This window comes from Actinomadura opuntiae, assembly GCF_030283205.1.
In the GTDB taxonomy this organism is placed as follows: domain Bacteria; phylum Actinomycetota; class Actinomycetes; order Streptosporangiales; family Streptosporangiaceae; genus Spirillospora.
In genome coordinates this window covers 220,163-246,856 of the sequence record NZ_JASNWF010000018.1, presented here as the reverse complement: position 1 = coordinate 246,856, position 26,694 = coordinate 220,163, and the positions used below count along the sequence as shown (strand labels likewise).

Sequence of the window (26,694 nt, the reverse complement as noted above, 5' to 3'; positions counted from 1 at the left end):
GCCGGCCCGGCGCCGCCCGGCCCCGGCCCCGGCCCCGCCGCCGACCCGGCGGCCGATCTGGCCGCCGCCACCATGGCCGACGCGATGGCCGCCGGCGGCGCGCGCGGCCCGGCCGGCGCCCGTCCCGGCTGGGTGTGGGCGCTGCCCGGCGGCCCCGGCTGCGCGGGCCACGCGCGCCGCGTGCTGCGCGACGCGCTCGCCTCGCTCGGGGTCCGGGACGAGGTGATCGGCGACGCCCAGCTGATGGTGAGCGAGCTGGCCACCAACGCCCACCAGCACGCGGGCGACCACGGCCCGCACGAGCTGTGGCTCTACCTCGGCGACCCGTCCGGCCCCGCCGCCGTCGTGGACGACGGGCCCGGCGGCGGGCCCGGCACCGAGGTGCGGTGCGCCGTCTTCGACGCCTACGCCGACGCGGCGCTGCCCGGCTATTCGTGGACGTCGGGCGACTGCGGGCGCGGGCTCAGCATCGTCCGGGAGCTGTCGCGGGGCCGCTGGGGCATGCTGCGGACGCTGTCACGGCTCGGTCCGGGCGTTCGCGGGAAGGCCGTCTGGTTCGCCGTTCCCGTTCGCGGCGGCGTGCAGCAGCCGGTCCCCGGCCTCTAGCGGGCCGCCGGGCTCGCCGCCCCCGGCCTCCAGCGCGGGGGCGATGTCGGTGACCATCGACAGCAGCGACCTGGTCAGCAGCGTCTGCACCTGCGCGCGGTCGAGGGTCCGCTCCTGGAGCCACTGCCGCGTCGCCGCGTCCGCGAGCCCGGAATAGACGCGCAGGACGGCCCGCAGCGTGCCGGTCGGCGCGGGCACCCGCAGGACGGCGAGCATGTGCTCGACCGTCCGGTCGCGGAACCGGTTGACGATGTCGAGCAGTTCCGGGTCCTGCCCGAAGCCCTCGGCGTCCAGCGCCGCGAACCAGGTCGTGGCGTTGCGCTCGGCGGTGTCGAGGAACAGGGTCACGCACAGCTCGACGGTCTCGGGCAGCGTCATCCGCTCGTCCGGCGGCGGCGCCTGCACCGCGGCGGTCGCCGTCAGGCCCTGGACGACCTTGAGGAACAGCTCGCGCTTGGTGCCGAAGTAGTAGTGGATGAGCCCGCGCTGGACGCCGGCCTCCCGGGCGATCGCCGCCGTGGACACCTCCGCGTACGGCAGTTCGGTGAACATCCGGCGCGCGACGTCGAGGATCTGGTCGCGCCGCTCGTCGCGCGAGAGGCGCTGGTAGCGGCCCTTGCCGTTCCCCGGGTTCCCGCGTCGCGGCGTCGCGGCTCCGGCGGCCTCGCCGCGCGGGGCCGCGCGTCGTTCCATACCGACCAGTAGACCATCGGATTGGCGTATCGCCAAAATCTGTCGGCGCTGTGCCGATAGACGGCCGGCGCACGGCGGGGTCGAGCGCGGCCGGGCGGTGTGCGATCCTGTGCGGGCGACGGAAGCGGAGGAACCCGGTGCGAATCCGGGGCTGTCCCGCAACTGTGACCAGGGGAGCCCCCCTCGACGCGGCCACGGCACGCGGTGCTGGAAGGCCGAGGGGAGCGGTGATCCGGGAGCCAGGAGACTCCGGCCGTCGGACCGGCACCGCCACGGGCGTGGACACCCGAGGAAGGACGAACACACGTGCGACCTGCGTCGGCGACGAACGCCGGCCGGCCGGAGGGCCGCGCCCGCGCGCGCTACCCCTTCTCCGCCGTCGTCGGAATGGACGATCTCAAGCTCGCCCTGCTGGTCAACGCCGTGTCACCCGGCGTCGGCGGGGTGCTGGTGCGCGGCGAGAAGGGCACCGCGAAGTCCACGATCGTGCGGGCGCTGGCCGGGCTGCTGCCGCCGGTGCCGGTCGTGCCGGGCTGCCGCTTCTCCTGCGACCCGGCCGACCCCGACCCGGCGTGCCCGGACGGCCCGCACACCGCGGGCGAGGCGGAGCAGCGCGCCGCGCGGCTGGTGGAGCTGCCGGTCGGCGCGTCCGAGGACCGGCTCACCGGCTCGCTGGACATCGAGCGTGCGCTGACCGAGGGCGTGAAGGCGTTCGAGCCCGGGCTGCTGGCGGCGGCGCACCGCGGCGTCCTGTACGTCGACGAGGTCAACCTGCTCCATGACCACCTGGTCGACCTGCTGCTGGACGCGGCGGCGATGGGCGAGTCGTACGTGGAGCGCGAGGGCGTCTCGGTCCGGCACGCGGCGCGGTTCCTGCTGGTCGGGACGATGAACCCGGAGGAGGGCGAGCTGCGCCCGCAGCTGCTGGACCGGTTCGGGCTGACCGTCGAGGTCGCCGCGACCCGCGACCGGGCCGAGCGCGCCGAGGTCGTCCGGCGGCGGCTGCGCTTCGAGGACGACCCGGACGGCTTCGCGGCGGCCTTCGCCGCGGACGAGGCCGCGCTGGCCGAGCGGATCGCCGCCGCCCGGCGCCGGCTGCCCGGCGTGGAGCTCACCGACGCCGCGCTCCGCCAGATCACCGCCGTGTGCGCGTCGTTCGAGGTGGACGGCCTGCGCGCCGACCTGGTGACGGCGCGCGCCGCGATCGCGCTGGCGGCCTGGCACGGCCGCGACGCGGTGACGGCCGACGACGTGCGGACGGCCGCGCGGCTGGCGCTGCCGCACCGGCGCCGCCGCGACCCGTTCGACGCGCCGGGTCTGGACTGGCAGAAGCTCGACGAGGTCCTCGAGGAGCACGGCGACGATCCCGAGCCGCCCGACGATCCGGGGCCTTCCGACAACGGGCCCGGCGGCCCGGACGGCGGGGGCGGGGGCCTTCCCGACGGCCCTGCGCAGCAGGACGTCCCGCCGCCGTCGGGCCCGCCGCAGGCCGAGCAGGACGAGCCGTCGGTGGAGAGCGGTCAGGGCCGCTCGGGTGAGAGCGAGCCCGCTCCGGCGGACGCCGCGTACAAGCCGCGCCTCTTCACCGTCCCCGGGCTCGGAAACGGTGCGCCGGGACGGCGTTCCAAGGCGCGCAGCCCGTACGGACGTGTATCCGGTGCACGCCCCGGCGCGCGGGGACTGCACCTTACGGCGACGCTGCGCGCGGCGGCACCGCACCAGCGCGCGCGGGGACGCACCGGTTCGGGACTCGTCGTCCTATCGGGTGACCTGCGCGAAGCGGTCCGCGACGGGCGGGAGGGCAATCTCGTCCTGTTCGTTGTCGATTCGAGCGGTTCGATGGCGGCGCGCAAGCGGATGCGCGCGGTGAAGGGCGCCGTCCTCAGCCTTCTTCTCGACGCCTACCAGAGGCGCGACAAGGTCGGTCTCATCACCTTTAGGGGCAAGCACGCGGAACTGGCGCTGCCGCCCACGTCGTCGGTGGAGGCCGGGGCGCGCCGCCTCGACGCGCTCCCGACCGGTGGCCGCACCCCGCTGTCGGCCGGGCTGATGCGCGCGGCGGAGGTGCTGCGGGTCGAGCGGTTGCGCGACCCGGCGCGCCGCCCGCTGCTGGTCGTGGTGACCGACGGCCGCGCCACCCACGGCCCCGACCCGTCGCGGGCGGCCGGGCTGCTCGCCGGGGTCGCGTCGGTGGTCGTCGACTGCGAGTCCGGCCCGGTGCGGCTCGGCCTGGCCGCCGCGCTGGGCGCCCGGCTCGGCGCCGAGGTCGTCCGGCTCGACCGGCTCGCCGCCGATGCACTCGCCGGCGTCGTCCGCGACGCCCGCGACGACGCCCGGAACATCGCGTGACCGGCGGGTCCGCCGTGAGACCAGGAAGCAGGGGCTGAGATGCCGCAGGGGAAGCCGGAGTACGTGCCGGAGGACGGGCTCACCACCAGGCAGCGCCGCAACCGGCCGCTGCTGATGGTGCACACCGGTCCGGGCAAGGGGAAGTCGACGGCCGCGTTCGGGCTCGCGCTGCGGGCCTGGAACCAGGGCTGGCCGATCGGGGTGTTCCAGTTCGTCAAGTCGGCGAAATGGAAGATCGGCGAGGAGAACGCGCTGCTCGCGCTGGGGCGGCTGCACGAGCAGACCGGCGAAGGCGGGCCGGTGTTCTGGAACAAGATGGGCGAGGGCTGGTCGTGGATCCAGCGGCCCGGAAGCGAAGAGGACCACGAGGCCGACGCCCGCGAGGGCTGGGAGCAGATCAAGCGCGACCTGGCCGCCGAGACGTACCGCCTCTACGTCCTGGACGAGTTCACCTATCCGATCAAGTGGGGCTGGGTCGACGTCGAGGACGTGGTCGCGACGCTGGCGGACCGGCCCGGCAACCAGCACGTCGTGATCACCGGGCGGGACGCCGACCCGCGGCTGATCGAGGCCGCCGACCTGGTCACCGAGATGGGCAAGGTGCGGCATCCGATGGACCGCGGCCAGAAGGGGCAGAAGGGCATCGAGTGGTGACCGTCCCGCGGCTCGTCGTCGCGGCGCCCTCGTCGGGCAGCGGCAAGACGACCGTGGCGACCGGGCTCATGGCGGCGTTCGCGGCGCGCGGCCTGCAGGTGTCCCCGCACAAGGTGGGGCCCGACTACATCGACCCCGGCTACCACGCGCTCGCGACGGGACGGCCCGGCAGGAACCTGGATCCGTGGCTGACGTCCGAGGAACTGGTCGTGCCGCTGTTCCTGCATGGCGCGGCCAGTGCGGACATAGCGGTGGTCGAGGGCGTCATGGGCCTGTACGACGGCGCGGCCGGGCTCGGGCCTTCCGATTCGGCCGGGGGAGGGGACTACGCGTCCACCGCGCACGTCGCGACGCTCCTGGACGCGCCGGTCGTGCTGGTCGTGGACGCCTCCGCTGCGGCGGGGCGGTCCGTTGCGGCACTCGTCCACGGGTTTCGGTCGTTCGGGACGGTCCGCGTGGGCGGCGTCGTCCTCAACCGGCTCGGGTCGGACGGCCATGAGCGCATGTGCCGCGACGCCGTCGAAGAGCTCGGGCTACCGGTCCTGGGGGCGTTGCGCCGCAGCGACGACGCGGTCACGCCGTCCCGGCATCTCGGCTTGGTGCCGGCCGCCGAACGCAACGCCGAAGCGGTGGAGACCGTACGACGACTCGGCGAGTTGGTCGCGGCGTCATGCGACCTCGACGCGCTCATGGCTTTGGCCCAGGGCGCGCCGCAACTGGACGCGGCGCCATGGGATCCGTCCAAGGCCGTACCGGACAAACACCCTGGACGGCCCCGGATCGCAGTGGCGGGCGGCCCCGCGTTCACGTTCGGCTATGCGGAGAACGAGGAGCTGCTGGAGGCGGCGGGCGCGGAGGTCGTCCGGTTCGATCCCCTGCAGGACGAGGGCCTGCCCGATGGGACGCGCGGCGTCGTCATAGGCGGAGGCTTCCCCGAGGTGTACGCGGCGCAGTTGTCGTCCAACGAACGGCTGCGCAAGGAACTCGCCGCGTTCGCCAATGCGGCCCGTCCCGTCTACGCCGAGTGCGCAGGACTCCTATACCTCGCGGAAGAACTCGACGGCGCGCCCATGTGCGGTGTGCTGAATGGCGCCAAGGCGGCCATGGCCCCGCGGCTGACGCTGGGTTATCGTGCCGCGGTGGCGGTGGCCGACTCGGTCGTCGCCCGGGCGGGCGAGCGGGTGCACGGCCACGAGTTCCACCGCACGGTGACGGACCCCGAACGCGGGGAGACCGCCGCCTGGCAGTGGGCCGCGTCCCGTCCCGTGGGCTTCGTCCGGGGCGACTGCGTCGCGTCCTATCTCCATGTGCACTGGGCCGGATCCCCCTGGTTCGCCAGCCGGATGGTCGCGGCCTGCCGGTGACGGCCCCCGCCCGCGGCCGTGGAGGGAGCAGCGTGAACGTCTTCACCGAGAGCGTGCGCCTGGAAGGCGAGCGTCTCGTCCTGCGCCCGTTCGGGCTGGACGACGCTCCGGCGCTCGTCGAGGTGATCCGCGCCGGAGAGGACTTCCTCCCGCCGAACTTCCCGGACGCGCTGGAGGCCGAACCGCTCGCCTGGTTCCTGCGTGAGGGCGTCCACAACGTGCAGCGGTTCGGCCTGGGCGTCCATCTGGCGGTGACCGACCGCTCTACAGGCGGCCTCATCGGCACCATAGGGCTGTTCAAGGTGGACTGGGCGCAGCTGACGTGCGAGGTCGGATACGGGATGCGGTCAAGCGCGCGCGGGCGCGGGTACGCGACCGAGGCGCTTTCCCTCCTTTCGGACTGGGCCATCCGGGACTGCGGGCTCTACCGCATCGAGCTGCGCGCACTCACCACCAACCACGCCTCGATCCGGGTCGCGGAGAAGGCCGGCTACGTGCGCGAAGGCCTGGCGCGCGGCGCGGAACGCGATGCCGACGGGGTCAACCGGGACATGTTCGTCTTCAGCCGCATCGCCCCCGATCTGCGGCAGGACGGCCCGGCGTGCTGACCGATCCGGGCGCGTCCGGCGCGCCGCGTCCCGGTGCGGGCGCGGGCTCCGGGAGGCTCGACGTCCACGACGAGGAGGGACGGGCATGACCGGGACACAGGCGGCCGAGCCGCGGGCGGCACGGCGGACGCTGGTGATGCACGGCGCGAACGCGGGGGAGACGGCCCGCCGGATGCTGCCGCAACTGCCGGACGACTGCTTCGTCCCGGCCGGTCCCGACGAGCTGCGCGGCGCGGTCGGGGAGGGGCTGGCGCAGGTCGTGCTGGTGTCCGGCATGGACGAGCAGGCCGGGATCGCGGGCGGCCTGCCCGTGCTGGCCGCGATCACCGCGGACATGGACGGCGGCCCGGCGCTGGCCCGCGAGGTCGCCGAGGCAGGCACGCCGCAGCGCGTCTACGAGCTGTGGGAGGCCGCCGGACGGCTCGGGCCGTGCGGGCGCGAGCTGTGCCGGCGCACCGCCGGCGAGCTGGAGCGCCTCGCCGCCGAGGCGGCCGGATCGGCCACGAGCCCGGTGGCGGCGCAGGTCGTGCTGGTCGACGCGAAGGGAGAGCGCATGGTCGGGATGTTCGGGCGGATGGCGCGGTAGGCCATGCTCACGGTCAGCGGCCGTGACGGCTCGCCGCGCTCCGCGATGGCGCTGGCGGCACGGGCCTTCGTCTTGGCCGGCGTGCCGTGGGACGATGCGCTGGTCGTCTCCGCCCACGAGTTCCGGCGCGCGGTGAACGCCTGCCGCGCGCACCCCAAGGTGGCGGTGCTGACCGCCCCCGGCGCGGGACCGGCCGAACTGGGACGCGCCCTGTTCCCGCAGACGCCGCGCTCGTTCATCGTGTGCGAGGACGTGGACGGGGCCGGCGAGCGCGTCGTCCATGTCCGTCCGGCCGAAGCGACGACGCGGCCATGGAACAAGCCGGATGTGGTCCTGGTGCTGGACAACCGGCGCGCGGAGGAGGCGTCCACGTGGATCTCCGGCCCCGCCCTAAGGGGGCCGACCTGGGCGCTGCCTCAAGACGCTTTCGGCGGCGAATCGGCGCTCTCACCAGAGGCGCGCTCTTTCGTGCTGGCGAAACTGGGGCCCCGCATAGGGGACATGGTGTGGGACATCGGTTCCGGTGACGGCTCTATAGCGATCGAGTGCGCCCGGTTCGGCGCGGCGGCTGTAGCCCTCGACCGCGACGACTCGGTATGCGCGCGCATACGGGAGAACGTCCGCAGGCACGGCGTCCGGGTCGCGGTGTCTCGCGGCGAGATCCGTACTGTTGTCGACCATCTGCCCACCCCCGACGCCGTTTTCCTGGCGGGTGCGACCCCCGAGGCGCTCGGTGTCTGCGCTTCGCTGGCCCGGCACCGCCTCGTCGCCACGGCGTCGGAGGACGGAATCCGCGCACTTCTGGACGTCCTCGGCGACGGCGGCTTCCGCGCCCATGCCACCAGCCTCCAGGTGACCCCGCTCCCCGAACCCCCGGAGCCGCCGTCGCCCGTCACGATCATCTGGGCCGAACGCCCCGCCGCCGTCCCGGAACCGCCGCCCGCGAAGCGGATCCGGGGCGTCGAGACCCTCCCGCCCCCGCCCGGGCACCCCGTCCTGTGACCCTGGTCGTCGGCGTCGGCGCGTCCAGCCGGGCGGACGTGCGGGAGATCGCCGGGCTGGTCGAGTCCGTCCTGGCCCGCGACGACCTGCGCGGCGAGGACGTCGCGTGCCTGGCGACCGCCGAGGCGCGGGCGGGCGCCGGAGCCGTCCGCGACGCGGCCGACCTGCTCGGATTTCACCTCGTCGCCTACCCTGTGGGCGTGTTGGCGCAGGTGGCGGTGCCGAACCCGGCCGAGGGCGTACGGGCCCGGACCGGGACGGCCAGCGTGGCCGAGGCGGCGGCCCTGCACGGGGCCCACACGCTCGGCGGCGGGGCCCGGCTCCTCGTGGAGAAGCGCGCCACCGCGCGCGCCACGGCGGCGGTCGCCCGGATCATCCCGGCGAATCCGCCCGTCACCGATGAACCCGGTGCAGCCGGGTCATAGCGACCCGCGACCCGTGAAACCCTGGTGCCCGATGACAACCCCCGGCGACCGCGAGGACCGACCGTGACCCACCCCGACCGTGATCAACCTGGAGGCGCAGTGACCGTCCGCCAGCCCCACCCGATCGAGGTCCGGTCCTACGAGATCCTGCGCTCGCGCGTCGACCTGTCGCCGATGCCGCCGCTGTGGCGGGCCGTCGCCGAACGGGTGATCCACGCCACCGCCGACCTGGAGTACGCGGTGGACCTGGTCACCCGGGAGGACTCCCTCGTGCAGGGCTGGTCCGCGCTGCGCTCGGGCGCGCCGATCGTCACCGACGAGGGGATGACCGCCGCCGGGATCAGCGCCCGCGAGACGGTCTGCCACGCCGCCGATCCGGCCGCCGCGCGGATGGCGCGGGCCGCCGGGATCACCCGGTCGGCCGCCGCGGTCCGGCTGTCGTACTCCGAGGTCGGGCCCGGCGCGGTCTGGGTGGTCGGCTCCGCGCCCGAGGCCATCTTCGAGATCATCGCGCGGGGGGTGCGCCCCGCGCTGGTCATCGGCATGCCGGTCGGGTTCGTGGGCGCCGCCGAGGCCAAGGAGGCGCTGCGGGCCAGCGGGCTGCCGCAGCTCAGCAACGTCTCGGAGAAGGGCGGGTCCGCGGTGGCGGCCGCGGCGGTCAACGCGCTGCTGTACTTCGAGGCGGGCCCCGGCGCGGGCGCCGGACGGGGCGCGCCGTGATCGCGCACTGGCCGGCTCCGTCCGGCGCCGACGACGTCGACGCGGTCGACCTGCGCCACCACGGGGACGCCGAGGTCGGCGGCGGGCTCGCCGACTTCGCCGTCAACGTGCGCACCGGCACGCCGCCCGCCTGGCTGGCCGACCGGCTCCGCGCGTCCGTCGCCGACCTGGCCGGCTACCCCGACCCGCGGCCGGCCCGGCGGGCCGTCGCGCGCCGGCACGGCCGGGCCGCCGAGGAGGTGCTGCTCACCGCCGGCGCCGCCGAGGCGTTCGTGCTGCTGGCGCGCGTCCTGAAGCCCCGCAAGGCGGTCGTGGTGCATCCGCAGTTCACCGAGCCGGAGGCGGCGCTGCGGGCCGCCGGGCACACCGTGGAGCGGGCGGTCCTCGGCAAGGACTTCGCCTTCGACCCGGCCGTCGTGCCGGGCGACGCCGACCTCGTCGTCGTCGGGAACCCCACCAACCCGACCTCGGTGCTGCACCCCGCCGCCGCGATCAGCGCGCTCGCCCGGCCCGGCCGCACGGTCGTCGTCGACGAGGCGTTCATGGACTGCGTCCCCGGCGAGCCGGAGACCCTCGCGACCCGGCTGCCCGCCGGGGTCGCGGTGATCCGGTCGCTGACCAAGACCTGGGGCCTCGCCGGGCTGCGCGCCGGCTACCTGCTCGGCGACCCGCACCTGGTCCGCCGGCTGGCGGACGCGCAGCCGCTGTGGGCGGTGTCGACGCCGGCGCTGGTGGCCATCGAGGCGTGCTGCGAGCCGCAGGCGATCGCCGAGGCGCAGGCGTGGGCCGTCGATCTCGCCGCGGAACGCGACCGGCTCGCCGGAGAACTGACCGCCCGCGGCCTGTACGTGGTGCCCGAGGCGCGCGCGTCGTTCCTGTGCCTGCGCGTGCCGGACGCCCTCGGCATCCGGGCGCTGCTGCGGCAGCGCGGCTACGCGGTCCGGCGCGGGGACACCTTCCCCGGGCTGGGAAGCGACTGGCTCCGCATCTCCGTGCGGGACCGCCCGTCCAACGATGCTCTGCTGGACGTGCTCGGCGAGCTGGGAATCTGAGGGAGACGACCGTTGTCCGATGACGTGAACGGGACCGATGGCGATCTGATCGGGGAGACACTGGCCGCGATCGCGCCGCCCGACCTGGCCGCGATGGACGAGGCCCGCGCCCTGCAGTCCCGGCTCACCAAGCCGCCGGGGTCGCTCGGCGTGCTGGAGGAGGTGTCGGTCCGGCTCGCCGGGCTCGCCGGGCAGTGCCCGCCGCCGTTGCCCGAGCCGGCCGCCGTCGCCGTCTTCGCCGCCGACCACGGCGTGCACGCACAGGGCGTGACGCCGTGGCCACAAGAGGTCACCGCGCAGATGGTCGCGAACTTCGTGGCCGGCGGGGCGGTCGTCAACGCGTTCGCCAAGCAGGTCGGCGCCCGGGTCACCGTCGTGGACATCGGCGTCGCCGCCCCGCTGGACCCCGCGCCCGGCCTGCTCGCCCGCAAGATCGCCCCCGGCACCGCCGACATGACGGCCGGGCCCGCGATGACCCCGGACGAGGCCCGCCGCGCCGTCGCGACCGGCATCGAGGTGGCCCGCGAGCTGGTCGACCAGGGCGCCCGCTGCCTGATCACCGGCGACATGGGCATCGCCAACACCACCGCATCGGCCGCGCTGATCGCCGCGTTCACCGGCCTGCCGCCCGAGCGGGTCACCGGCCGGGGCACCGGCATCGACGACGCCACCCACGCCCGCAAGGTCGAGGTCGTGCGGACCGCCCTCGACCGGCACGGCCTCCTCGACGGCGCCGGCTCCCGCGACCCGCTGGACGTCCTCGCGGCCGTCGGCGGGCTGGAGCACGCCGGGATCGCCGGTTTCGTCCTCGGCGCGGCTGCGCTGCGGGTCCCCGTCGTGCTGGACGGGGTGATCGCCGGCTCGGCCGCCCTCGCCGCCGCCGCGCTGCGCCCTGACGCCCTCGCCGGCTGCGTGGCCGGGCACCGCTCCGCCGAGGCCGGCCATGCCGCCGCCGTCGATCACCTGGGGCTGCGGCCGCTGGTCGACCTGGAGCTGCGGCTGGGCGAGGGGACCGGCGCACTGCTGGCGTTGCCGCTGGTCCAGGGCGCGGTTCGGGTGCTGCACGAGGTCGCCACGTTCGACTCGGCGGGGGTCACCGAGAAGGAGGCCGCGCCCCGTAACGACGCGATCTCGGAATGAGTCACGCTCGGCTATCGAACGGCCGGAGCCCCTCTCCATGAACTCCCCAACCCGAGTACCTTTGTTCCGCAAAGACACTTGTCCGTCACCGGCGTCCGAAAGAATCACCACGTGCCCCCGTACCTGCTAGGTCTGCGCCTTCGAGGGCGACGCGTCCTCGTCGTCGGCGGCGGCCGGGTCGCGCAGCGCCGCGTCCCCGCCCTGCTGGACGCGGGCGCCGAGGTCGTCCTCGTCTCCCCGGAGGTCACCGCCTCGCTGCAGGGCCTCGCCGAGGCCGGCCGGATCGCCTGGCACGCCCGCCCGTACCGGCGCGGCGACTGCGCGGGCGCCTGGCTGGTGCAGGCCGTCACCGACGACGCCAAGGTCAACGGGGACGTGGTCGCCGAGGCGGAGGCCGCCCGGATCTGGTCGGTGCGCGCCGACGACGCCGAGTCGTCCCCGGCCTGGACGCCCGCGAGCGGGCAGGCCGGCGACGCCACCGTCGGGGTGCTGCTCGGCGGCGACCCGCGGCGCGCCGCCGGCATCCGCGACGCGGTGGTGGACGGGCTGCGCGACGGCGCCCTGGAGTCGCGGCACTCGCGGCAGAAGCCGTCCGGCGTCGCGCTCGTCGGCGGCGGCCCCGGCGACCCGGGGCTGATCACCGTCCGCGGCCGGCAGCTGCTGGCGATGGCCGACGTCGTGGTCACCGACCGGCTCGCCCCCGGCGGGCTGCTGGACGAGCTGGCCGCAGACGTCGAGGTGATCGACGCCGCCAAGATCCCCTACGGCCGGACCGTCACGCAGGACAAGATCAACGACTATCTCGTCGAGCACGCGAAGCAGGGCAAGTTCGTCGTCCGGCTCAAGGGCGGCGACCCGTTCGTGTTCGGCCGGGGCGGCGAGGAGGCGCTGCACTGCGCCCGGCACGGCGTCCCGGTCATGGTGGTCCCCGGGATCAGCAGCTCGGTCGCGGTGCCGTCCGCCGCCGGCATCCCGGTCACCCACCGCGGCGTCGCGCAGGAGTTCCACGTCGTCTCCGCGCACGTCCCGCCGGGGCACCCGGAATCGACCGTCGACTGGGAGGCGCTGGGCCGCGCCCACGGGACGCTCGTGCTGCTCATGGCGGTGGAGCGGATGCCGGTCATCGCACCGGCCCTCGTGCGCTATGGTCGGTCGTCCGACACGCCGGTCGCCGTCATCCAGGACGGCACCCTCCCGGGCCAGCGGACGCTGACCGCGACGCTGGGCACCGTGGCCGACGAGATGGCCGCCGGCGGAGTCCGGCCCCCGGCGATCGTGGTCGTGGGCGACGTGGTCGACGTGGCGCGAGAGATCGACATGATTCGAGCCGACTTGGGACGGGATCCGTGACACCCCCCGCAGAGCGAAGCGCGGTCCACGACGAGGAGGCGGGCACCGGACGCGGAGGCGAGGACTCCGCGAAGCCCGCGACCGGGAGCACCATGCCCGAAAAGCCGGACACCGCCGCGTCCGCCGAGAAGCCCGCCTCCGGCGGCGGCGAGACGGCGTCCGGCGAAGGCACCGCGTCCGGTGAAGGCGCCACGTCCGGCGAGGGCACAGCGTCCGGTGGTGACACGGCCGGTGAGAAGGCGTCCGGCGTCCGGGCGTCCGGGCGCGAGGCGGCGCCCGCCCGGTCGCGGCCCGCGCCGTCCGGCGGCGCGACCGTCCGGCAGGGCGAGCTGGTCAGGGCGCTGACCGCGCTGCGCGACCAGCTCGGCGCCTTCGACCTCCTGCTGGACGTCCCCGGCGTGGAGGAGGCCCGCGAGGCCCGCGACGAGCTGCGCAACCAGCTCGACGACTACGTCCTGCCGCGCCTGCAGGCGGCCGGCGCGCCGCTGCTGGTGGTGCTCGGCGGGTCCACCGGCGCGGGCAAGTCCACCCTGGTCAACACGCTCGTCGGCGCCCGCGTCAGCGCCACCGGCGTGCTCCGCCCCACCACCAGCAGCCCGATCCTGGTCTGCCACCCCGACCATGTGCGGTGGTTCATGGAGGGGCCGCTGCTGCCCGGCATGGGACGCGTCCGCGGCCCCGCGCCCGACGCCATCGCGGGCGACCAGCTGGTCATCATCGCCAGCGACGCCCTCCCGCCCGGCCTCGCCCTGCTCGACAGCCCCGACTTCGACTCGGTCTTCGAGGACCACTACGAGTTCGCCACCAAGCTGATGGCGGCCGCCGACCTGTGGCTGTGCGTCACCACCGCCGCCCGCTACGCCGACGCGCAGGTCTGGCAGATGCTCCAGCGCGCCAAGGAGAACGGCGCGACCATCGGCGTCGTGCTCTCGCGCGTCCCGCAGGGCGACGGCCCGGGCGGGCGCGCCGGATCGGTCGGGCAGGGCGCCTCCGACGTCGTCGAGCACTTCGCCGAGATGCTCGACGAGCACGAGGTCGGCGACGCCCGCCGCTTCACGATCCCCGAGACCCGGATCGAGGAGAGCCGGCTGCCCGAGGAGGTCGTCGAGGACGTCCGCGCCTGGCTGGTCGGCGTCGCCGACGACGTCGAGGACCGCGAGATCGTCATCAGCGACACCCTCGCCGCCGTCCTGGACAGCTTCCGCACCCGCGTCCCCGAGCTGGCCCGCCAGGTCGAGGCGCAGGTCGAGCAGCGCGCCGAGCTCGCCCAGCAGGTCGAGGCCGCCTACGGCACCGCCCTCGCCGAACTCGACGAGGCCACCCGCAACGGCTCGCTGCTGCGCGGCGAGGTCCTCGCCCGCTGGCAGGACTTCGCCGGCACCGGCGACCTGCTGCGCGCCCTGCACGTCCAGCGCGCGCGCCGCGGCCGCGCCGGCCGGCGCCACCGCAGCCCCGCCCGCGTCCGCGCGCTGAAGGCCGCGCTGCGCAGCGGCCTCGAATCGCTGATCATGTCGTCCGCCGAGCACGGCGCCGAGCAGGTCGTGGCCCGCTGGCGCGCCCACCCCGCCGGCGGGAAGGTGCTGGCCGGGCGCGGCGACGAGATCGGGCACGTCTCCCCGGAGCTGGCGCGCCGCGTGACCCGCGCCGTCAGCGCCTGGCAGGACCACGTCCAGGAGCTGATCCGCACCGAGGGCGTGACCAAGCGCTCGGTCGCCAAGCTCGTCTCGTTCGACACCGAGGCGGTCTCGCTCGTCCTGATGATCGGCCTGCTCGGCTACGGCACGTCCGACGTCGCCGTCGAGGGCGGCACCAGCGCCGTCCCGCAGCGGCTGCTCAAGGCGCTGTTCGGCGCCGAGTCGCTGCGCGGCATGGGCGCCAAGGCCCGCGCCGACCTGCGTAGCCGCATCGGGATGCTGTTCGACGAGGAGGCGATCCGGTTCGGGCAGGTGCTCGACGGCGCCGGCATCCCCGACGAGACCGTCCCCGTCCAGCTGTACCAGGCCACCTACAACCTCGAGGTCGCCCGATGACCACCTCGGCCCTGCCCGGCTCGCCGACGAGCCCCGGCGGCATCCCGGTCCCCGCGACGGACGCCTCCCCCGAGCGCCCGGCCGCGCAGGCCGGTCCGCCGCCGCCCGCCGAGCCCGCCGCATCCACCCTCACCGACCGCCTCAACGGCCTTGACCGGCTCGTCCAGGCCGGCACCGGACGGCTCGACCGCCCGCTGCTCGAGGACGCGGGCGCGCTGCTCGACCGGGCCGGCCAGCGGCTGCGGCTGTCCGGCGAGCACACCGTCGTCACCCTCGCCGGCGGCACCGGCAGCGGCAAGTCCTCGCTGTTCAACGCGATCTGCGGGCTGGAGCTGTCGCCCACCGGCATGCGCCGCCCGATGACCTCCAAGGCGCATGCCTGCGTCTGGGGCCTGGACGGCGCCGGGCCCCTGCTGGACTGGCTCGACGTCGACAAGCGGCACCGCTACGCCCGCGCCAGCGCCCTCGACCTGGAGCGCGCCGACAGCTCCCTGCAGGGCCTCGTCCTGCTGGACCTGCCCGACCACGACTCCATCCAGGCCATGCACCGCGCCGAGGTCGACCGGTTCGTCACGATCGCCGACCTGCTGGTCTGGGTCGTCGACCCGCAGAAGTACGCCGACGCCGCGCTGCACCGCAACTACATCGTCCCGTTCGCCCGGCACACCGGCGTCACCCTGATCGTGCTCAACCAGGTCGACCGGCTCGCCCCCGACGAGATCGACGACTGCGTCGCCGACCTGCGCCGGCTGCTGGAGGCCGAGGGCCTGGCCGAGCCGCGCATCATCACCACCTCCGCCGTCGCCGAGGACGGCGTGCACGGCTTCCGCGACGTCCTCGTCGACACGGTCGCCGCCCGCCGCGCCCGCAGCGAGCGGCTCGCCGCCGACGTCGACCGGATCGCCGAGCGCTTCGCCGAGCACCGCTTCGACGCCGAACCGCCCACCACCGTGGACGACGGCCGCCGCACCGAGCTCGTCCAGGCCCTCACCGACGCCGCCGGCGCGCCCGCCGTCGCCGAGGCCATGGAGAGCGCCTACGAGCTGCGCGCCGCCGACTTCGTCGGCTGGCCCGTCAGCGCGCTGATCACCCGGCTGCGCTCGGACCCGCTGCGCCGGATGCGCCTCACCGAGCTGCGCGAGGAGCTCCGCAACGCCTTCACCGGCCCCATCGGCGCCCAGCAGGGCGACGTGGACAACGCGCTGGCCGGCGTCACCGACGGCATCACCGGCGAGCTGCCGGTGCACTGGGCGCGGTCCGTCCGCGCCGCGGCGCGCTCGCAGGCCGCCGAGATCCCCGAGGCGCTCGGCCAGTCCCTCAAGGAGGCGCTGCCCACGTTCAACCAGGTGCCGCGCTGGTGGTGGCTGGTCAAGACCTGGCAGTACTTCCTGGTGCTGGTCGCCGTGCTCAGCGTCATCTGGATCGGCGTCCTGATCGCCTACGGCGTGCTCAAGGTCGGCGGCGACGACCCCAACGGCTTCCTCGGCCAGACCGGGCTCATCCCGTACGTCGCCGTGCTGGTCGTCTGCACGCTCGGCATGGGCTGGCTCACCTCCTCCGCCTGCCGCAACCTCGTCGCGCTCTCCTCCGCCAAGCACGGCGACAAGATGGAAGAGCACATGCGGGAGGGCATCGAGCGGGTCGCGCGCGACAAGGTCATCGAGCCCGTGGCCGCCGACCTGCGCGTCTACGCGGGCTTCCGGCACGACGTGGACGTCGCGCTGGGCCGCCCGTCCGTCTAGCGGAGTTATCCACATTTTCCACGGAGCTGTCGCCGAGGGTGACGGCTCGGGCACCGTTGGTTCTCGGAAGCCACGAGAACCAACGGAGGACCCGTGAACGAAGCGCACGTCACCATCATCGGCTGGACCGCCGCCGAGCCGTACTACACCGTCACCGGCAACGGCACACCGTTCCTGTCCCTGCGGGTCGGCTGCACGCCCCGCCGCTACGACCGGGAGACCGGCTCCTGGCAGGACGTCGACACCATGTTCCTGACCGTCAACTGCTGGCGCGGCCTCGCCGACAACGTCAACGCCTCCGACTTCCGGCGCGGCACGCCCGTCCTGGTCACCGGGCGGCTCCGCGTCCGCCAGTACGAGCGCGACGGCCAGTGGCGGTTCTCCGCCGAGATCGAGGCCACCACCGTCGGCCACGACCTCGGCCGTGGCACGGCCGACTTCCGTCCCGTCCAGCGCGGGGGCGCCCTCACCGACGAGGACCGCCAGACGGCCCGCGACGCCGCCGACCAGTGGGCCCTGACCGCCCCACCCGACACCGAAGAAGCCCCCGCCGAACCCACCCCCCAAGCCGCCTGACGCCGCAGAACACATCGAACGCCAGAGACCGGAAGCGCGACGGAGGTGAAGAGTGGACGCGTGGGGGAGGAGCGGGCGTGCGGGAATGGCGGCGCCGGGGCGTCCGGGGGCCGGAGGTCGGGGGGATCCGGATGTGAGCGGCCGGGGGCGTGGCCGGCAGATGGTCCGCTGCCGGTCTGCGCCCCCGCACCGTCGGGGTCCTGCGGCCTGCCTAGATCCAGGAAACGCCGCGCATGGTGTTGCCCCCCTCAGGATGTGCCGAGGTCCGCGGATCCGCGGCCTCCTATGCATGGTGCCCAGAACGGTCACCAGCATGTGCCTTATCGAAGGTACCTGTTTCACGCCCGTTCCGCACACGTTGCAACTATCGTGTTACACAACGTGATGCGTGTAAGGGGGAAGGATGACGGCAGTGCAGTCGTCCGCCGAGGACCAGGGCGGGGAACTCACCCGCGTGCCCCGCCGCCGATCGCTTCTGGGGCATCCGTCCCTGCTCGTGGTCTACGTCCCGGCGGTCGTCGCGGTCCATCTGGGGTTGATCGTCGCCCTGCTGTTCCGCACTCCTTTGCGGGTCCACGATCTGGCGACGTTCGCGGCGTTGCTGGCGTGCGGTGCGGTCTGCATCGAGGCGTCCCGCCGGCTCGGTATGCCGGCCGGGGTCGCGCGGGACCTGCTGTCGGCGTGGTGGCTGCCCGTCGCGCTGCTGCTGCCGCCGCTGTACGCGCTGTTGATCCCCATACCGCTGCAGGCGCTCCTGCAGTTCCGGGTGCGCCGGACCCTCGTCTACCGGCGGGGCTTGGTGGCCGCCGCGCACGGTATCGCCGGAGCCTGCGCGTCGCTGGTGTTCCATGTGGTCGTGCCAGACCCGCTGGAGGGCGCACCGCACTGGGTGGTGCAGGCGTATCCGGGCATCCCGGCGGCGGTCGGCTGCGCGGCGCTGTTCACCATCGTGAACACGGCGCTGGTCGCGGTGGCCGCGCACGCGGCCAACCCCGAGAGCCGCTGGCGGGACGTGCTCTGGACGCGCGAGAGCCTCCTGCTGGACCTGGTCGAGCTCTGCGTCGGCACCCTCGTGGCGATCACCAGCGCGCTGACCCTCGGGCTGCTGCTGCTGGCGCTCCCGCCGGTGATGCTGCTGCAACGCAGCCTCATGCACCAGCAGCTGCAGGCCGCGGCGCGCACGGACGCCAAGACGGGGCTGCTGAACGCGGCGGCCTGGCAGCGCGAGGCCGACACCGAGCTGTCCCGTGCCCAGCGCACCCAGGACGCCCTGGCCCTGCTGCTGATCGACATCGACCACTTCAAGCGGGTGAACGACACCCACGGGCACCTGATCGGTGACCAGGTGCTGGTGGGGGTCGCGAGCACCCTGTGCCACCAGCTCCGCGACTACGACGTCGTCGGCCGGTTCGGCGGCGAGGAGTTCGTGGTGCTGCTGCCCGGCGCCGACACCGTGGAGGCGTGCCGGGTGGCCGAGCGCCTGCGCGGCCGCGTCCGCCGCCTCGCAGTGCCCGCCGAGGAGGGCACGGTCACGGTGACGGTCTCGGTCGGCGTCGCACTGTTCCGCACCCACGGCCAAGACCTCATCGAGCTCCTGGCTGCGGCCGACCTCGCCCTCTACCGAGCCAAGGAGTCCGGCCGCGACCGCGTCTGCCTCCCCGCCATCGACACCTCCCGCCCCGGCGACACCTGACCCTCCGGCCCCCCGCTCCCCGCCCCCACCCTCAAGCGCCACACCCCCACCCCACCACCCCGTAAACGGCCACACCTCGGCCCGGTCGGCGCATGAACCGTCGCTGCTCTTGAGCGATAACGGGCCGCCTTGTTGGCTCGTGCACCGTAGATGTCGCCAGGTCGCTGTCTGGCTCACCGTGGTCCTGACTTGTGGCGATGCCACCGCCTGCAGCGGTCGGCCGTCGGCGAACGCGGGGGCGGTGGGCGCGGGGGCTGCCACGGTGATCAGTGTTGTGGCGACGCTGGTCGCGGTCGCTTCTGGGGCCGGGCGGTATCGTTTCGCCGTCTTGGGGGCGGCGGGCGTTGGCGTTCATCGGGCCGGCCGGACTCAAGCCGGTTCGGGGATTGAGGGTGGCGGGGGTGGGCGGGGCGACGAAATGGTGCCGGCGGTCCCCTAGGCTGGAGAATATGGCCGAGTACATCTACACGATGCAGCGTGTGCGCAAGGCACATGGCGACAAGGTCGTCCTGGACGACGTCACCCTGCATTTCCTTCCAGGCGCCAAGATCGGTGTTCTGGGGCCGAACGGCACCGGTAAGTCGACGCTGCTGCGCATGATGGCCGGTCTGGAACAGCCGTCCAACGGCGACGCGCGCCTCATGCCGGGCTTCACCGTCGGCATGCTCCAGCAGGAGCCCCCGCTGAACGAGGAGAAGACCGTCCTCGGGAACGTGCAGGAGGGCGTCGCCGAGACCAAGGCGATGGTCGACCGTTTCAACGAGATCGCCGAGAAGATGGCGACCGACTACTCCGACGAGCTGATGGAGGAGATGGGCAAGCTGCAGGAGCAGCTCGACCATCGCAACGCCTGGGACCTCGACAGCCAGCTGGAGCAGGCGATGGACGCGCTGCGCTGCCCGCCCGGCGACGCCGAGGTCTCCAAGCTGTCGGGTGGTGAGCGCCGCCGGGTCGCGCTGTGCAAGCTGCTGCTGGAGGCCCCCGACCTCCTGCTGCTCGACGAGCCCACCAACCACCTGGACGCCGAGAGCGTGCAGTGGCTGGAGCAGTTCCTCGCCAAGTACGAGGGCACCGTCCTGGCCGTCACCCACGACCGGTACTTCCTGGACAACGTGGCGACGTGGATCCTGGAGCTGGACCGCGGCCGCTGCTTCCCCTACGAGGGCAACTACTCCACCTACCTGGAGAAGAAGGCCGACCGGCTCAAGGTCGAGGGCAACAAGGACGCCAAGCGCAAGAAGCGCCTCCAGGACGAGCTGGAGTGGGTCCGCTCCAACCCCAAGGCGCGGCAGACCAAGAGCAAGGCGCGTCTGGAGCGCTACGAGGAGATGGCGGCCGAGGCGGCCAAGACCCGCAAGCTGGACTTCGAGGAGATCCAGATCCCGCCGGGGCCGCGCCTGGGCAACACCGTGATCGTCGCGGAGAAGCTGGGCAAGGGCTTCGGCGAACGGGCCCTGATGGAGGACCTGTCGTTCAACCTGCCGCCGAACGGCATCGTCGGCGTGATCGGCCCGAACGGCGTCGGCAAGACGACCCTGTTCCGCATGATCGTGGGGGAGGAGCGGCCGGACACCGGCGAGCTGCGGCTCGGCGAGACCGTCAAGATCTCCTACGTGGACCAGGGCCGCGGCGGCCTCGACCCGAAGAAGACCGTGTGGCAGACCGTCTCCGACGGCCTCGACCACATCAACGTCGGGCAGGTCGAGATGCCGTCCCGCGCGTACGTGGCGGCGTTCGGCTTCAAGGGCCCCGACCAGCAGAAGCCGACGGGCGTGCTGTCCGGCGGTGAGCGCAACCGGCTGAACCTGGCGATGACCCTGAAGCAGGGCGGCAACGTGCTGCTGCTGGACGAGCCGACCAACGACCTGGACACCGAGACGCTGTCCAGCCTGGAGAACGCGCTGCTGGAGTTCCCCGGCTGCGCCGTGATCACCTCGCACGACCGGTGGTTCCTGGACCGCATCGCCACGCACATCCTGGCGTGGGAGGAGGGCTCGAACTGGTTCTGGTTCGAGGGCAACTTCGCCGACTACGAGAAGAACAAGATCGAGCGGCTGGGCGCCGACGCCGCCCGCCCGCACCGGGTGACGCACCGCAAGCTCACCCGCGACTGATCACCTGAGCGGCGGCGAACGGCCGCGCGGGCCCCGACGAGGCGCCCGCGCGGCCGTTCGCCTTTCCGGGGCGTTCCGGCGCTTTCCGCCCAAGGGCGATCCGCCGCCGGACCGGCGGGCACGATGCTGGTGCGGCTATGTTGTTCGGTTTCGGGGATCGTGCTGTTGGCGCGACTCGACCGCCTCTCACGCGCTCGCGGGTCTCCGGGTTGGCGGATTGATGCGGTGACGGCATCGGGCGATGCGGAAACAGTGTTGGACGGGTATCGCTGCAGGCTCCTACCGTTGGTGGGGTGGACGGGTGGAGCGGGGAGGTCGGGACGGCGATGAGCACGCCCAGGATCACTGAGATGCGGGTGGTGCCGGTCGCCGGGCACGACGTCATGCTGCTCAACCTGGGCGGCGCGCACGCGCCCTTCTTCACCCGGAACCTGCTGCTGCTCACCGACGAGTCGGGGGCCACCGGGGTCGGGGAGGTCCCCGGCGGCGAGGGCATCCGGCGGACGCTGGAGGACGCGCGGGAGCTGGTCGTGGGTCGCCGGATCGGCCGGTCCGACGAGGTGCTGAACGGGGTGCGGGCCGCGTTCGGGCATCTGGACGCGGGCGGGCGCGGTCCGCTGACGCACGACACGCGGATCGCCGTCCACGCGCTGACCGCGATCGAGTCGTGCCTGCTCGACCTGATGGGCAAGCACCTCGACGTGCCGGTGGCGGCGCTGCTCGGCGACGGCGTCCAGCGCACCCGGGTCCCGATGCTCGGCTACCTGTTCTACGTCGGCGACCGGCGCCGGACGGACCTGCCCTACCAGGAGCCGGAGGACGGCGCGGACGGCTGGCTGCGCGTCCGGCACGAGGAGGCGCTGACGCCGGAGGCGATCGTCCGGCAGGCGGAGGCGGCGCGGGCGCGGTACGGGTTCGCCGACTTCAAGCTGAAGGGCGGCGTGCTGCGCCCCGACGAGGAGGCCGAGGCGGTGCGGGCGCTGGCCGAGCGGTTCCCGTCCGCGCGGATCAACCTCGACCCGAACGGCGCGTGGTCGCTGGAGGAGGCGGTCCGCATCGGCCGCGAGTTGGCCGGCGTGCTGGCCTATGCCGAGGACCCGTGCGGCCCTGAGCACGGCTATTCGGGACGCGAGACGATGGCGGAGTTCCGCCGGGCGACCGGGCTGCCGACCGCCACCAACATGATCGCGACGGACTGGCGGGAGCTGGGCCACGCGATCCGGCTGGACGCGGTCGACATCCCGCTCGCCGACCCGCACTTCTGGACGATGCGAGGCTCGGTCCGCGTCGCGCAGCTCTGCCAGGCGTGGGGGCTGACCTGGGGGTCGCACTCCAACAACCACTTCGACGTGTCGCTGGCGATGTTCACGCAGGTGGCGGCGGCCGCGCCGGGCGAGATCACGGCGATCGACACGCACTGGATCTGGCAGGACGGCCAGCGCCTCACCCGCGACCCGCTGCGGATCGAGGGCGGCGGGGTCGCGCTGCCGGACGCGCCCGGCCTCGGCGTCGAGATCGACGAGGAGCGGGTCGAGGCGGCGAACCGGCTGTACCGCGAGCACGGGCTCGGCGACCGCGACGACGCGGCGGCGATGCGGTATCTGGTCCCCGGCTGGACGTTCGACCCGAAACGTCCGTGCCTGGTGAGGGACGCCGCGCGCTGACGGGGCGCCCGCCGGGCGCGCCGCCACCGGCCGGTACCATCGGGCCGACCGGTGGAGTTCCCCCGTCGCCGGCTCCAGGCCCCCGACCCCAGGCGAGGACATGCAGCAGAGCGACCTGCCCGCGACCGAGTACCGGCACGTCTACGAGTTCTACATCCGGTTCGGCGACATCGACTCCCAGGGCCATGTGAACAACGTCAAGTTCCTCGGCTACCTGGAGGACGCGCGCCTGGAGATGTTCCACGGCGACCCGGTGCGCAAGGGCGAGCAGCCGGTCCGCGGCATGGTGATCTCGCGGCACGAGATCGACTACAAGCTGCCGCTGCTGCCGACCGTCTACCCGATCCGGGTCGAGACGTGGGTGACCGAGGCGCGCGCCGCGTCGTTCAAGCTGGCCTACGAGGTGCGCGACGACGAGAACGTGTACGCGACCGCCACCTCGACGCTCGTCGCGTTCGACGTGGAGGCCAACCGGCTGCGCCGCTTCACGCCGGAGGAGCGCGAGTTCATCGGGCGCTACGTCGTCCCCACGGACTGACCCGGCCGAACCTGCTCCGGCGCCGGCCGATCCCGGCCGATCCCGGCCGATCCCGGCCGATCCCGGCTGACCCGGTGTCCCCGGCCGCACCGGCCCGTCCGGGTGATGTCCATGCCGTCACGGATAAGTAACAAGCGCAACAGGCATCCGTTTTCGCCGCGCATATCCCTCTAGGGTCGCTGCGCGAAAGTGGCGAACCCACGTGGAAGGGATGAAATGCGGCGCATCTCACGAGGAGCGATCGCCCTGCTGCTGGCCGCGGGAATGGCCGGAACCGGCGCCACCGCGGCGCAGGCGGCGGCCCCCGCGACGGCGGCCAGGGCGGCGCAGCCGGACGACGTCCTCGCCCGGCTCAAGGCGATCCCCGGCATGCAGGTCACGGAGAAGACCTCGACGATCCCCGGCTACCGCTGGTTCTGGCTGGAGTACCGGCAGCCCGTCGACCACCGCAACCCGCGCGGGCAGTGGTTCGAGCAGCGGATCATGCTCCAGCACAAGGCGGCGGACCGGCCGATGGTGCTCTACACCAGCGGCTACGACACCCCCGAGACCATGTTCACCGCCGAGCCCACCGCGCTCGTGGACGGCAACCAGATCTCGGTCGAGTACCGCTACTTCACCCCGTCGCGGCCCGAGCCGGCGGACTGGAAGAAGGACACCATCTGGCAGGCCGCCACCGACGAGCACCGGATCATCGGCGCGCTCAAGACGATCTACAAGGGCAAGTGGATCTCGACGGGCGCCAGCAAGGGCGGCATGACCGCCGTCTACCACAAGCGCTTCTACCCCCGCGACGTCGACGGCAGCGTCGTCTACGTGGCGCCCAACGACGTCAACAACAACGACGACAGCGCCTACGACAAGTTCTTCCAGACCGTCGGCACCGACCCCGAATGCCGCGCCCACGTGAAGGCGCTCGCCCGCGAGTTCCTCAAGCGCCGCCCCGCGATGCTCAAGCGGTTCACGGCCGCCGCCGCGGAGAACGGCTGGACGTTCAAGATCCTGCGCACCCCGGACCGCGCGTTCGAGAACTCCGTCATGGACTACGAGTGGGGCTTCTGGCAGTACCACCTGCAGTCGGACTGCGCCTCCCTGCCCGCGGTGAACGCCTCCGACGACGCCATCTACAAGACCCTCGACGACATCTCCGGGCTGTCGTTCTACACCGACCAGGGCCTCGCCCCCTACATCCCGTACTACTACCAGGCGGGCACGCAGCTCGGCTGGCCGTCGCCGAAGTTCAAGAGCCTGCGCCCGCTGCTGCGGTACGAGAGCAGCTACCAGCCGCGCACCTACGTCCCGCGCGACATCCCCATGCGCTTCGACCACGGCCGGGCGATGCACGACATCGACGGCTGGGTCCGCTGGCACGCCGACCACATGCTGTTCCTCTACGGCCAGAACGACCCGTGGGGAGCCGAGCCCTTCCGCCTCGGCCGCGGCAGCCGTGACTCCGCCGTCTACGTCGCCCCCGGCATGAACCACAGCGGCCGGCTCATCGCCAAGCTGCCCGCCGACGAGCAGGCCAAGGCGAAGGCCGACGTGCTGCGCTGGGCCGGCGTCCAGGGCCAGGCCAAGACCCTCACCACCGGCCCGACCGCCGACGACCCGCTCGAACTCCAGCGCCCGCCCCTGTAGCCCAGGGGGCGACCCCCTGGAACCCCCGTCAACGGTTGTGAGGCTGTTTCGCCGCTCCGCTAGCGCTCCGCGGCGAAACAGCCTCACAACCGGCGGGCGTGCCTCTAGGCGAGCCCGCTGGGCCGGGATTGCAGTAAGGCAGCCGCGTTGCCGGGGAGGAGGTCGCCGTACATGGGCATGCTCGTCAGGATCGGGCGGCCCGGTGGGAGCCGGATGGGGTTCTCGCCGCAGTTGACGGCGCAGGTGACCGGGCCGCGTGTGAAGAACACGGCCGTCTCGGGGGAGTCGAGCCATTCCAGCTCTTCGGGCAGTTCGTCCAGCAGTTCTCGGCGCATCGCCAGCGCGCGCCGGTAGAACGCCAGCATCGAGGTCGGTTCGGCGGCCTGGGCCTCGGCCGTCAGCGACGCCCACTGCGCGGGCATCGGCAGCCAGGGACGGACGCCGTCCGGCGAGAAACCGAACGGTTCCGCCGTGCCGGACCAGGGGAGCGGGACCCGGCAGCCGTCGCGTCCCGGCTGGCCGCCGTTGCTGCGCTTCCAGATCGGGTCCTGGCGCGCCTCGTCCGGAAGGTCCGTGACCTCCGGCAGGCCCAGCTCCTCGCCCTGGTAGAGGTACGCCGACCCGGGCAGCGCCAGCAGCATCAGCAGAGCGGCCTTGGCGCGGGCGTGCTCGATCCCCGGGACGCCCCCCGGACGCCGGTACCGGGTGAGGTGGCGTACGGAGTCATGGCTGGACAGCACCCAGGTGGGCGCCGCGCCGGTGGCCGCGACCGCCTTGATCGCGGCCTCGATCACGTCGCGGAACGCCGGCGCCGACCACGGCGCGAGCTGGAGGTCGAACTGGAACACCTGGTGCAGCTCGTCCGGACGCAGGTAGAGCGCGAGGTCCTCGGGCCCGTCCGTCCACACCTCGCCGATCGCCATCCGGTCGCCGTCGTACTCGTCCAGGATGCGGCGCCACCGGCGGTAGATCTCGTGGACCTCGGGACGGCTGTAGATCGGCCCGTTCGCGACGCGGCGGCCCCGGCCGTTCAGGTCGCCGAGCGAGGCGTCCTTGACCAGCCCGGCGGCGACGTCGATACGGAAGCCGTCCACGCCGCGGTCCAGCCAGAAGCGCAGGATGTCCTCGAACTCGGCCCGCACCTCCGGGTTGCGCCAGTTGAAGTCCGGCTGCTCGGCCGCGTACAGGTGCAGGTACCACTCGCCGTCGGGGACCCGCGTCCACGCCGGTCCGCCGAACGCCGACGGCCAGTCGTTCGGCGGCTGCTCCTCGCCGGGACTCTCCGCTGGCCTTCCAGCGCGGAAAATGTAGCGGTCCCGCTCCGGCGAGCCGGGCGGTGACGCCAGCGCCTCCTGGAACCACCGGTGCCGGTCGGACGAGTGGTTCGGCACGATGTCCACGATCAGCCGGAGGCCGTGCGCGTGCGCGTCCGCCACCAGCGCGTCGAAGTCGGCGAGCGTGCCGAACCGGGGGTCGACGTCGCGGTAGTCGGCCACGTCGTAGCCGCCGTCGGCGAGCGGGGAGGTGTAGAACGGCGTCAGCCAGAGCGCGTCCACCCCGAGGTCGCGCAGGTAGCCCAGCCGCGAGCGGATCCCCTGGAGATCGCCCTCGCCGTCACCGCCCGAGTCGGCGAAGCTGCGGACGTAGACCTCGTACACGACGGCATTGCGCCACCAGGGGGTTCGCGTCATACCCGCGCTCTACCCGCTTACGAGGGGGCGTTCACCATGCTCCGCGCCGCCATCGTGAAGTAGTCCCAGAGCATCTTCTCCAGCTGCTCGGGCAGCTCCAGCTCGTCCACCGCCACCCGCATGTGCCGCAGCCACGCGTCCCGCTCGGCCTCGCCGATGACGAACGGGACGTGCCGCATCCGCAGCCGCGGATGCCCGCGCTGCCGGCTGTAGGTGCTCGGACCGCCCCAGTACTGGATGAGGAACAGCCGGAGCCGCTCCTCTGCGGGGCCGAGATCCTCCTCCGGGTAGAGGGCGCGAAGGTCGGGGTCTTCAGCGACACCCTGGTAGAAGCGGTGCACGAGCCGGCGGAAGGTCTCCTCGCCGCCGACCGCCTCGTAGAAGGTCACCTGTTCAGTCATGGCGCTGCCCACCCTATGCGATCGGCCGCCGGGTGATCAGGTCCGCGGAGCGGGCGGC

Annotated in this window: 22 protein-coding genes, 1 pseudogene and 1 riboswitch; of the genes and pseudogenes, 20 read left to right on the top strand and 3 right to left on the bottom strand. The window is 73.5% G+C overall.

Going from position 1 to position 26,694, the window contains the following annotated elements:
- Positions 1 to 606 (top strand): ATP-binding protein (locus QP089_RS34740; RefSeq protein WP_353070660.1); only part of this gene is annotated, 606 nt, incomplete at its 5' end.
- Here QP089_RS34740 and QP089_RS34735 read toward each other — a convergent pair.
- Positions 517 to 1,299, bottom strand: a complete 783-nt coding sequence (locus QP089_RS34735; protein ID WP_285917538.1) for a TetR/AcrR family transcriptional regulator — start codon at positions 1,297 to 1,299, stop codon at positions 517 to 519. The two genes, QP089_RS34740 and QP089_RS34735, sit on opposite strands and share 90 nt — an antisense overlap.
- A gap of 127 nt (positions 1,300 to 1,426) precedes the next feature.
- Positions 1,427 to 1,549, top strand: a riboswitch (cobalamin riboswitch).
- A gap of 56 nt (positions 1,550 to 1,605) precedes the next feature.
- Between QP089_RS34735 and QP089_RS34730 the strand changes: the two genes are divergently transcribed.
- The 19 genes from QP089_RS34730 to QP089_RS34640 all read left to right on the top strand — a co-directional run bounded on the left by QP089_RS34730 (position 1,606) and on the right by QP089_RS34640 (position 24,544).
- On the top strand, positions 1,606 to 3,648 hold the full coding sequence (locus QP089_RS34730) for a putative cobaltochelatase (RefSeq protein WP_285917536.1): 2,043 nt from the start codon (positions 1,606 to 1,608) through the stop codon (positions 3,646 to 3,648).
- Between the two features lie 39 nt (positions 3,649 to 3,687).
- Positions 3,688 to 4,302, top strand: coding sequence for a cob(I)yrinic acid a,c-diamide adenosyltransferase (gene cobO / locus QP089_RS34725; protein ID WP_285917534.1), 615 nt, complete (start codon positions 3,688 to 3,690; stop codon positions 4,300 to 4,302).
- The gene (locus tag QP089_RS34720) at positions 4,296 to 5,666 is read left to right on the top strand and encodes a cobyrinic acid a,c-diamide synthase CobB (RefSeq protein ID WP_285917533.1); all 1,371 of its coding nucleotides are present in this window, start codon (positions 4,296 to 4,298) and stop codon (positions 5,664 to 5,666) included. Before cobO ends, QP089_RS34720 begins: the two co-directional genes overlap by 7 nt.
- A gap of 32 nt (positions 5,667 to 5,698) precedes the next feature.
- Complete coding sequence (locus tag QP089_RS34715) at positions 5,699 to 6,274, top strand: GNAT family N-acetyltransferase (protein WP_285917531.1); 576 nt, start codon at positions 5,699 to 5,701, stop codon at positions 6,272 to 6,274.
- 85 nt (positions 6,275 to 6,359) lie between these two features.
- Positions 6,360 to 6,860 (top strand): hypothetical protein, encoded by a 501-nt coding sequence (locus QP089_RS34710; protein WP_285917529.1) that lies wholly within the window; start codon positions 6,360 to 6,362, stop codon positions 6,858 to 6,860.
- 3 nt (positions 6,861 to 6,863) lie between these two features.
- A complete protein-coding gene (locus QP089_RS34705) occupies positions 6,864 to 7,862 on the top strand; it encodes a methyltransferase domain-containing protein (protein ID WP_285917528.1) in 999 nt (332 codons plus the stop codon).
- Positions 7,859 to 8,287: a cobalamin biosynthesis protein gene (locus tag QP089_RS34700; protein ID WP_285917527.1), complete on the top strand. Its 429-nt coding sequence runs from the start codon at positions 7,859 to 7,861 to the stop codon at positions 8,285 to 8,287. Before QP089_RS34705 ends, QP089_RS34700 begins: the two co-directional genes overlap by 4 nt.
- Positions 8,288 to 8,386: 99 nt before the next feature.
- Positions 8,387 to 9,007, top strand: a complete 621-nt coding sequence (locus tag QP089_RS34695) for a precorrin-8X methylmutase (RefSeq protein ID WP_285917526.1) — start codon at positions 8,387 to 8,389, stop codon at positions 9,005 to 9,007.
- The gene (gene cobC / locus QP089_RS34690) at positions 9,004 to 10,059 is read left to right on the top strand and encodes an Rv2231c family histidinol phosphate aminotransferase CobC (protein ID WP_285917524.1); all 1,056 of its coding nucleotides are present in this window, start codon (positions 9,004 to 9,006) and stop codon (positions 10,057 to 10,059) included. Before QP089_RS34695 ends, cobC begins: the two co-directional genes overlap by 4 nt.
- 12 nt (positions 10,060 to 10,071) lie before the next feature.
- Positions 10,072 to 11,199: a nicotinate-nucleotide--dimethylbenzimidazole phosphoribosyltransferase gene (gene cobT / locus QP089_RS34685; RefSeq protein ID WP_285917523.1), complete on the top strand. Its 1,128-nt coding sequence runs from the start codon at positions 10,072 to 10,074 to the stop codon at positions 11,197 to 11,199.
- A gap of 111 nt (positions 11,200 to 11,310) precedes the next feature.
- On the top strand, positions 11,311 to 12,549 hold the full coding sequence (gene cobA, locus QP089_RS34680; protein ID WP_285917522.1) for a uroporphyrinogen-III C-methyltransferase: 1,239 nt from the start codon (positions 11,311 to 11,313) through the stop codon (positions 12,547 to 12,549).
- On the top strand, positions 12,546 to 14,579 hold the full coding sequence (locus tag QP089_RS34675) for a GTPase family protein (protein WP_285917521.1): 2,034 nt from the start codon (positions 12,546 to 12,548) through the stop codon (positions 14,577 to 14,579). Before cobA ends, QP089_RS34675 begins: the two co-directional genes overlap by 4 nt.
- Positions 14,576 to 16,321, top strand: coding sequence for a GTPase family protein (locus QP089_RS34670; protein WP_285917520.1), 1,746 nt, complete (start codon positions 14,576 to 14,578; stop codon positions 16,319 to 16,321). Before QP089_RS34675 ends, QP089_RS34670 begins: the two co-directional genes overlap by 4 nt.
- A gap of 93 nt (positions 16,322 to 16,414) precedes the next feature.
- The gene (locus QP089_RS34665) at positions 16,415 to 16,897 is read left to right on the top strand and encodes a single-stranded DNA-binding protein (protein ID WP_285917519.1); all 483 of its coding nucleotides are present in this window, start codon (positions 16,415 to 16,417) and stop codon (positions 16,895 to 16,897) included.
- A gap of 403 nt (positions 16,898 to 17,300) precedes the next feature.
- Positions 17,301 to 18,590, top strand: coding sequence for a sensor domain-containing diguanylate cyclase (locus QP089_RS34660; protein ID WP_285917517.1), 1,290 nt, complete (start codon positions 17,301 to 17,303; stop codon positions 18,588 to 18,590).
- A 449-nt stretch (positions 18,591 to 19,039) separates the two neighbouring features.
- On the top strand, positions 19,040 to 20,704 hold the full coding sequence (ettA, locus tag QP089_RS34655) for an energy-dependent translational throttle protein EttA (RefSeq protein ID WP_285917514.1): 1,665 nt from the start codon (positions 19,040 to 19,042) through the stop codon (positions 20,702 to 20,704).
- A 293-nt stretch (positions 20,705 to 20,997) separates the two neighbouring features.
- Positions 20,998 to 22,368 carry an enolase C-terminal domain-like protein gene (locus tag QP089_RS34650; protein WP_285917513.1) on the top strand — a complete coding sequence of 457 codons (1,371 nt, stop codon included), beginning with the start codon at positions 20,998 to 21,000 and terminating at the stop codon, positions 22,366 to 22,368.
- 100 nt (positions 22,369 to 22,468) lie between these two features.
- The gene (locus QP089_RS34645) at positions 22,469 to 22,906 is read left to right on the top strand and encodes an acyl-CoA thioesterase (RefSeq protein WP_285917511.1); all 438 of its coding nucleotides are present in this window, start codon (positions 22,469 to 22,471) and stop codon (positions 22,904 to 22,906) included.
- Between the two features lie 216 nt (positions 22,907 to 23,122).
- The gene (locus QP089_RS34640; protein WP_285917509.1) at positions 23,123 to 24,544 is read left to right on the top strand and encodes a S28 family serine protease; all 1,422 of its coding nucleotides are present in this window, start codon (positions 23,123 to 23,125) and stop codon (positions 24,542 to 24,544) included.
- Positions 24,545 to 24,648: 104 nt separating this feature from the next.
- Here QP089_RS34640 and QP089_RS34635 read toward each other — a convergent pair whose 3' ends face one another.
- Entirely contained in the window at positions 24,649 to 26,235 is a 1,587-nt protein-coding gene (locus QP089_RS34635; protein ID WP_285917506.1) for a glycoside hydrolase family 13 protein, read from the bottom strand.
- Between the two features lie 23 nt (positions 26,236 to 26,258).
- Positions 26,259 to 26,624: pseudogene (locus tag QP089_RS34630) on the bottom strand (globin); the annotation flags it as partial.
- Between the last annotated feature and the right edge of the window lie 70 nt (positions 26,625 to 26,694).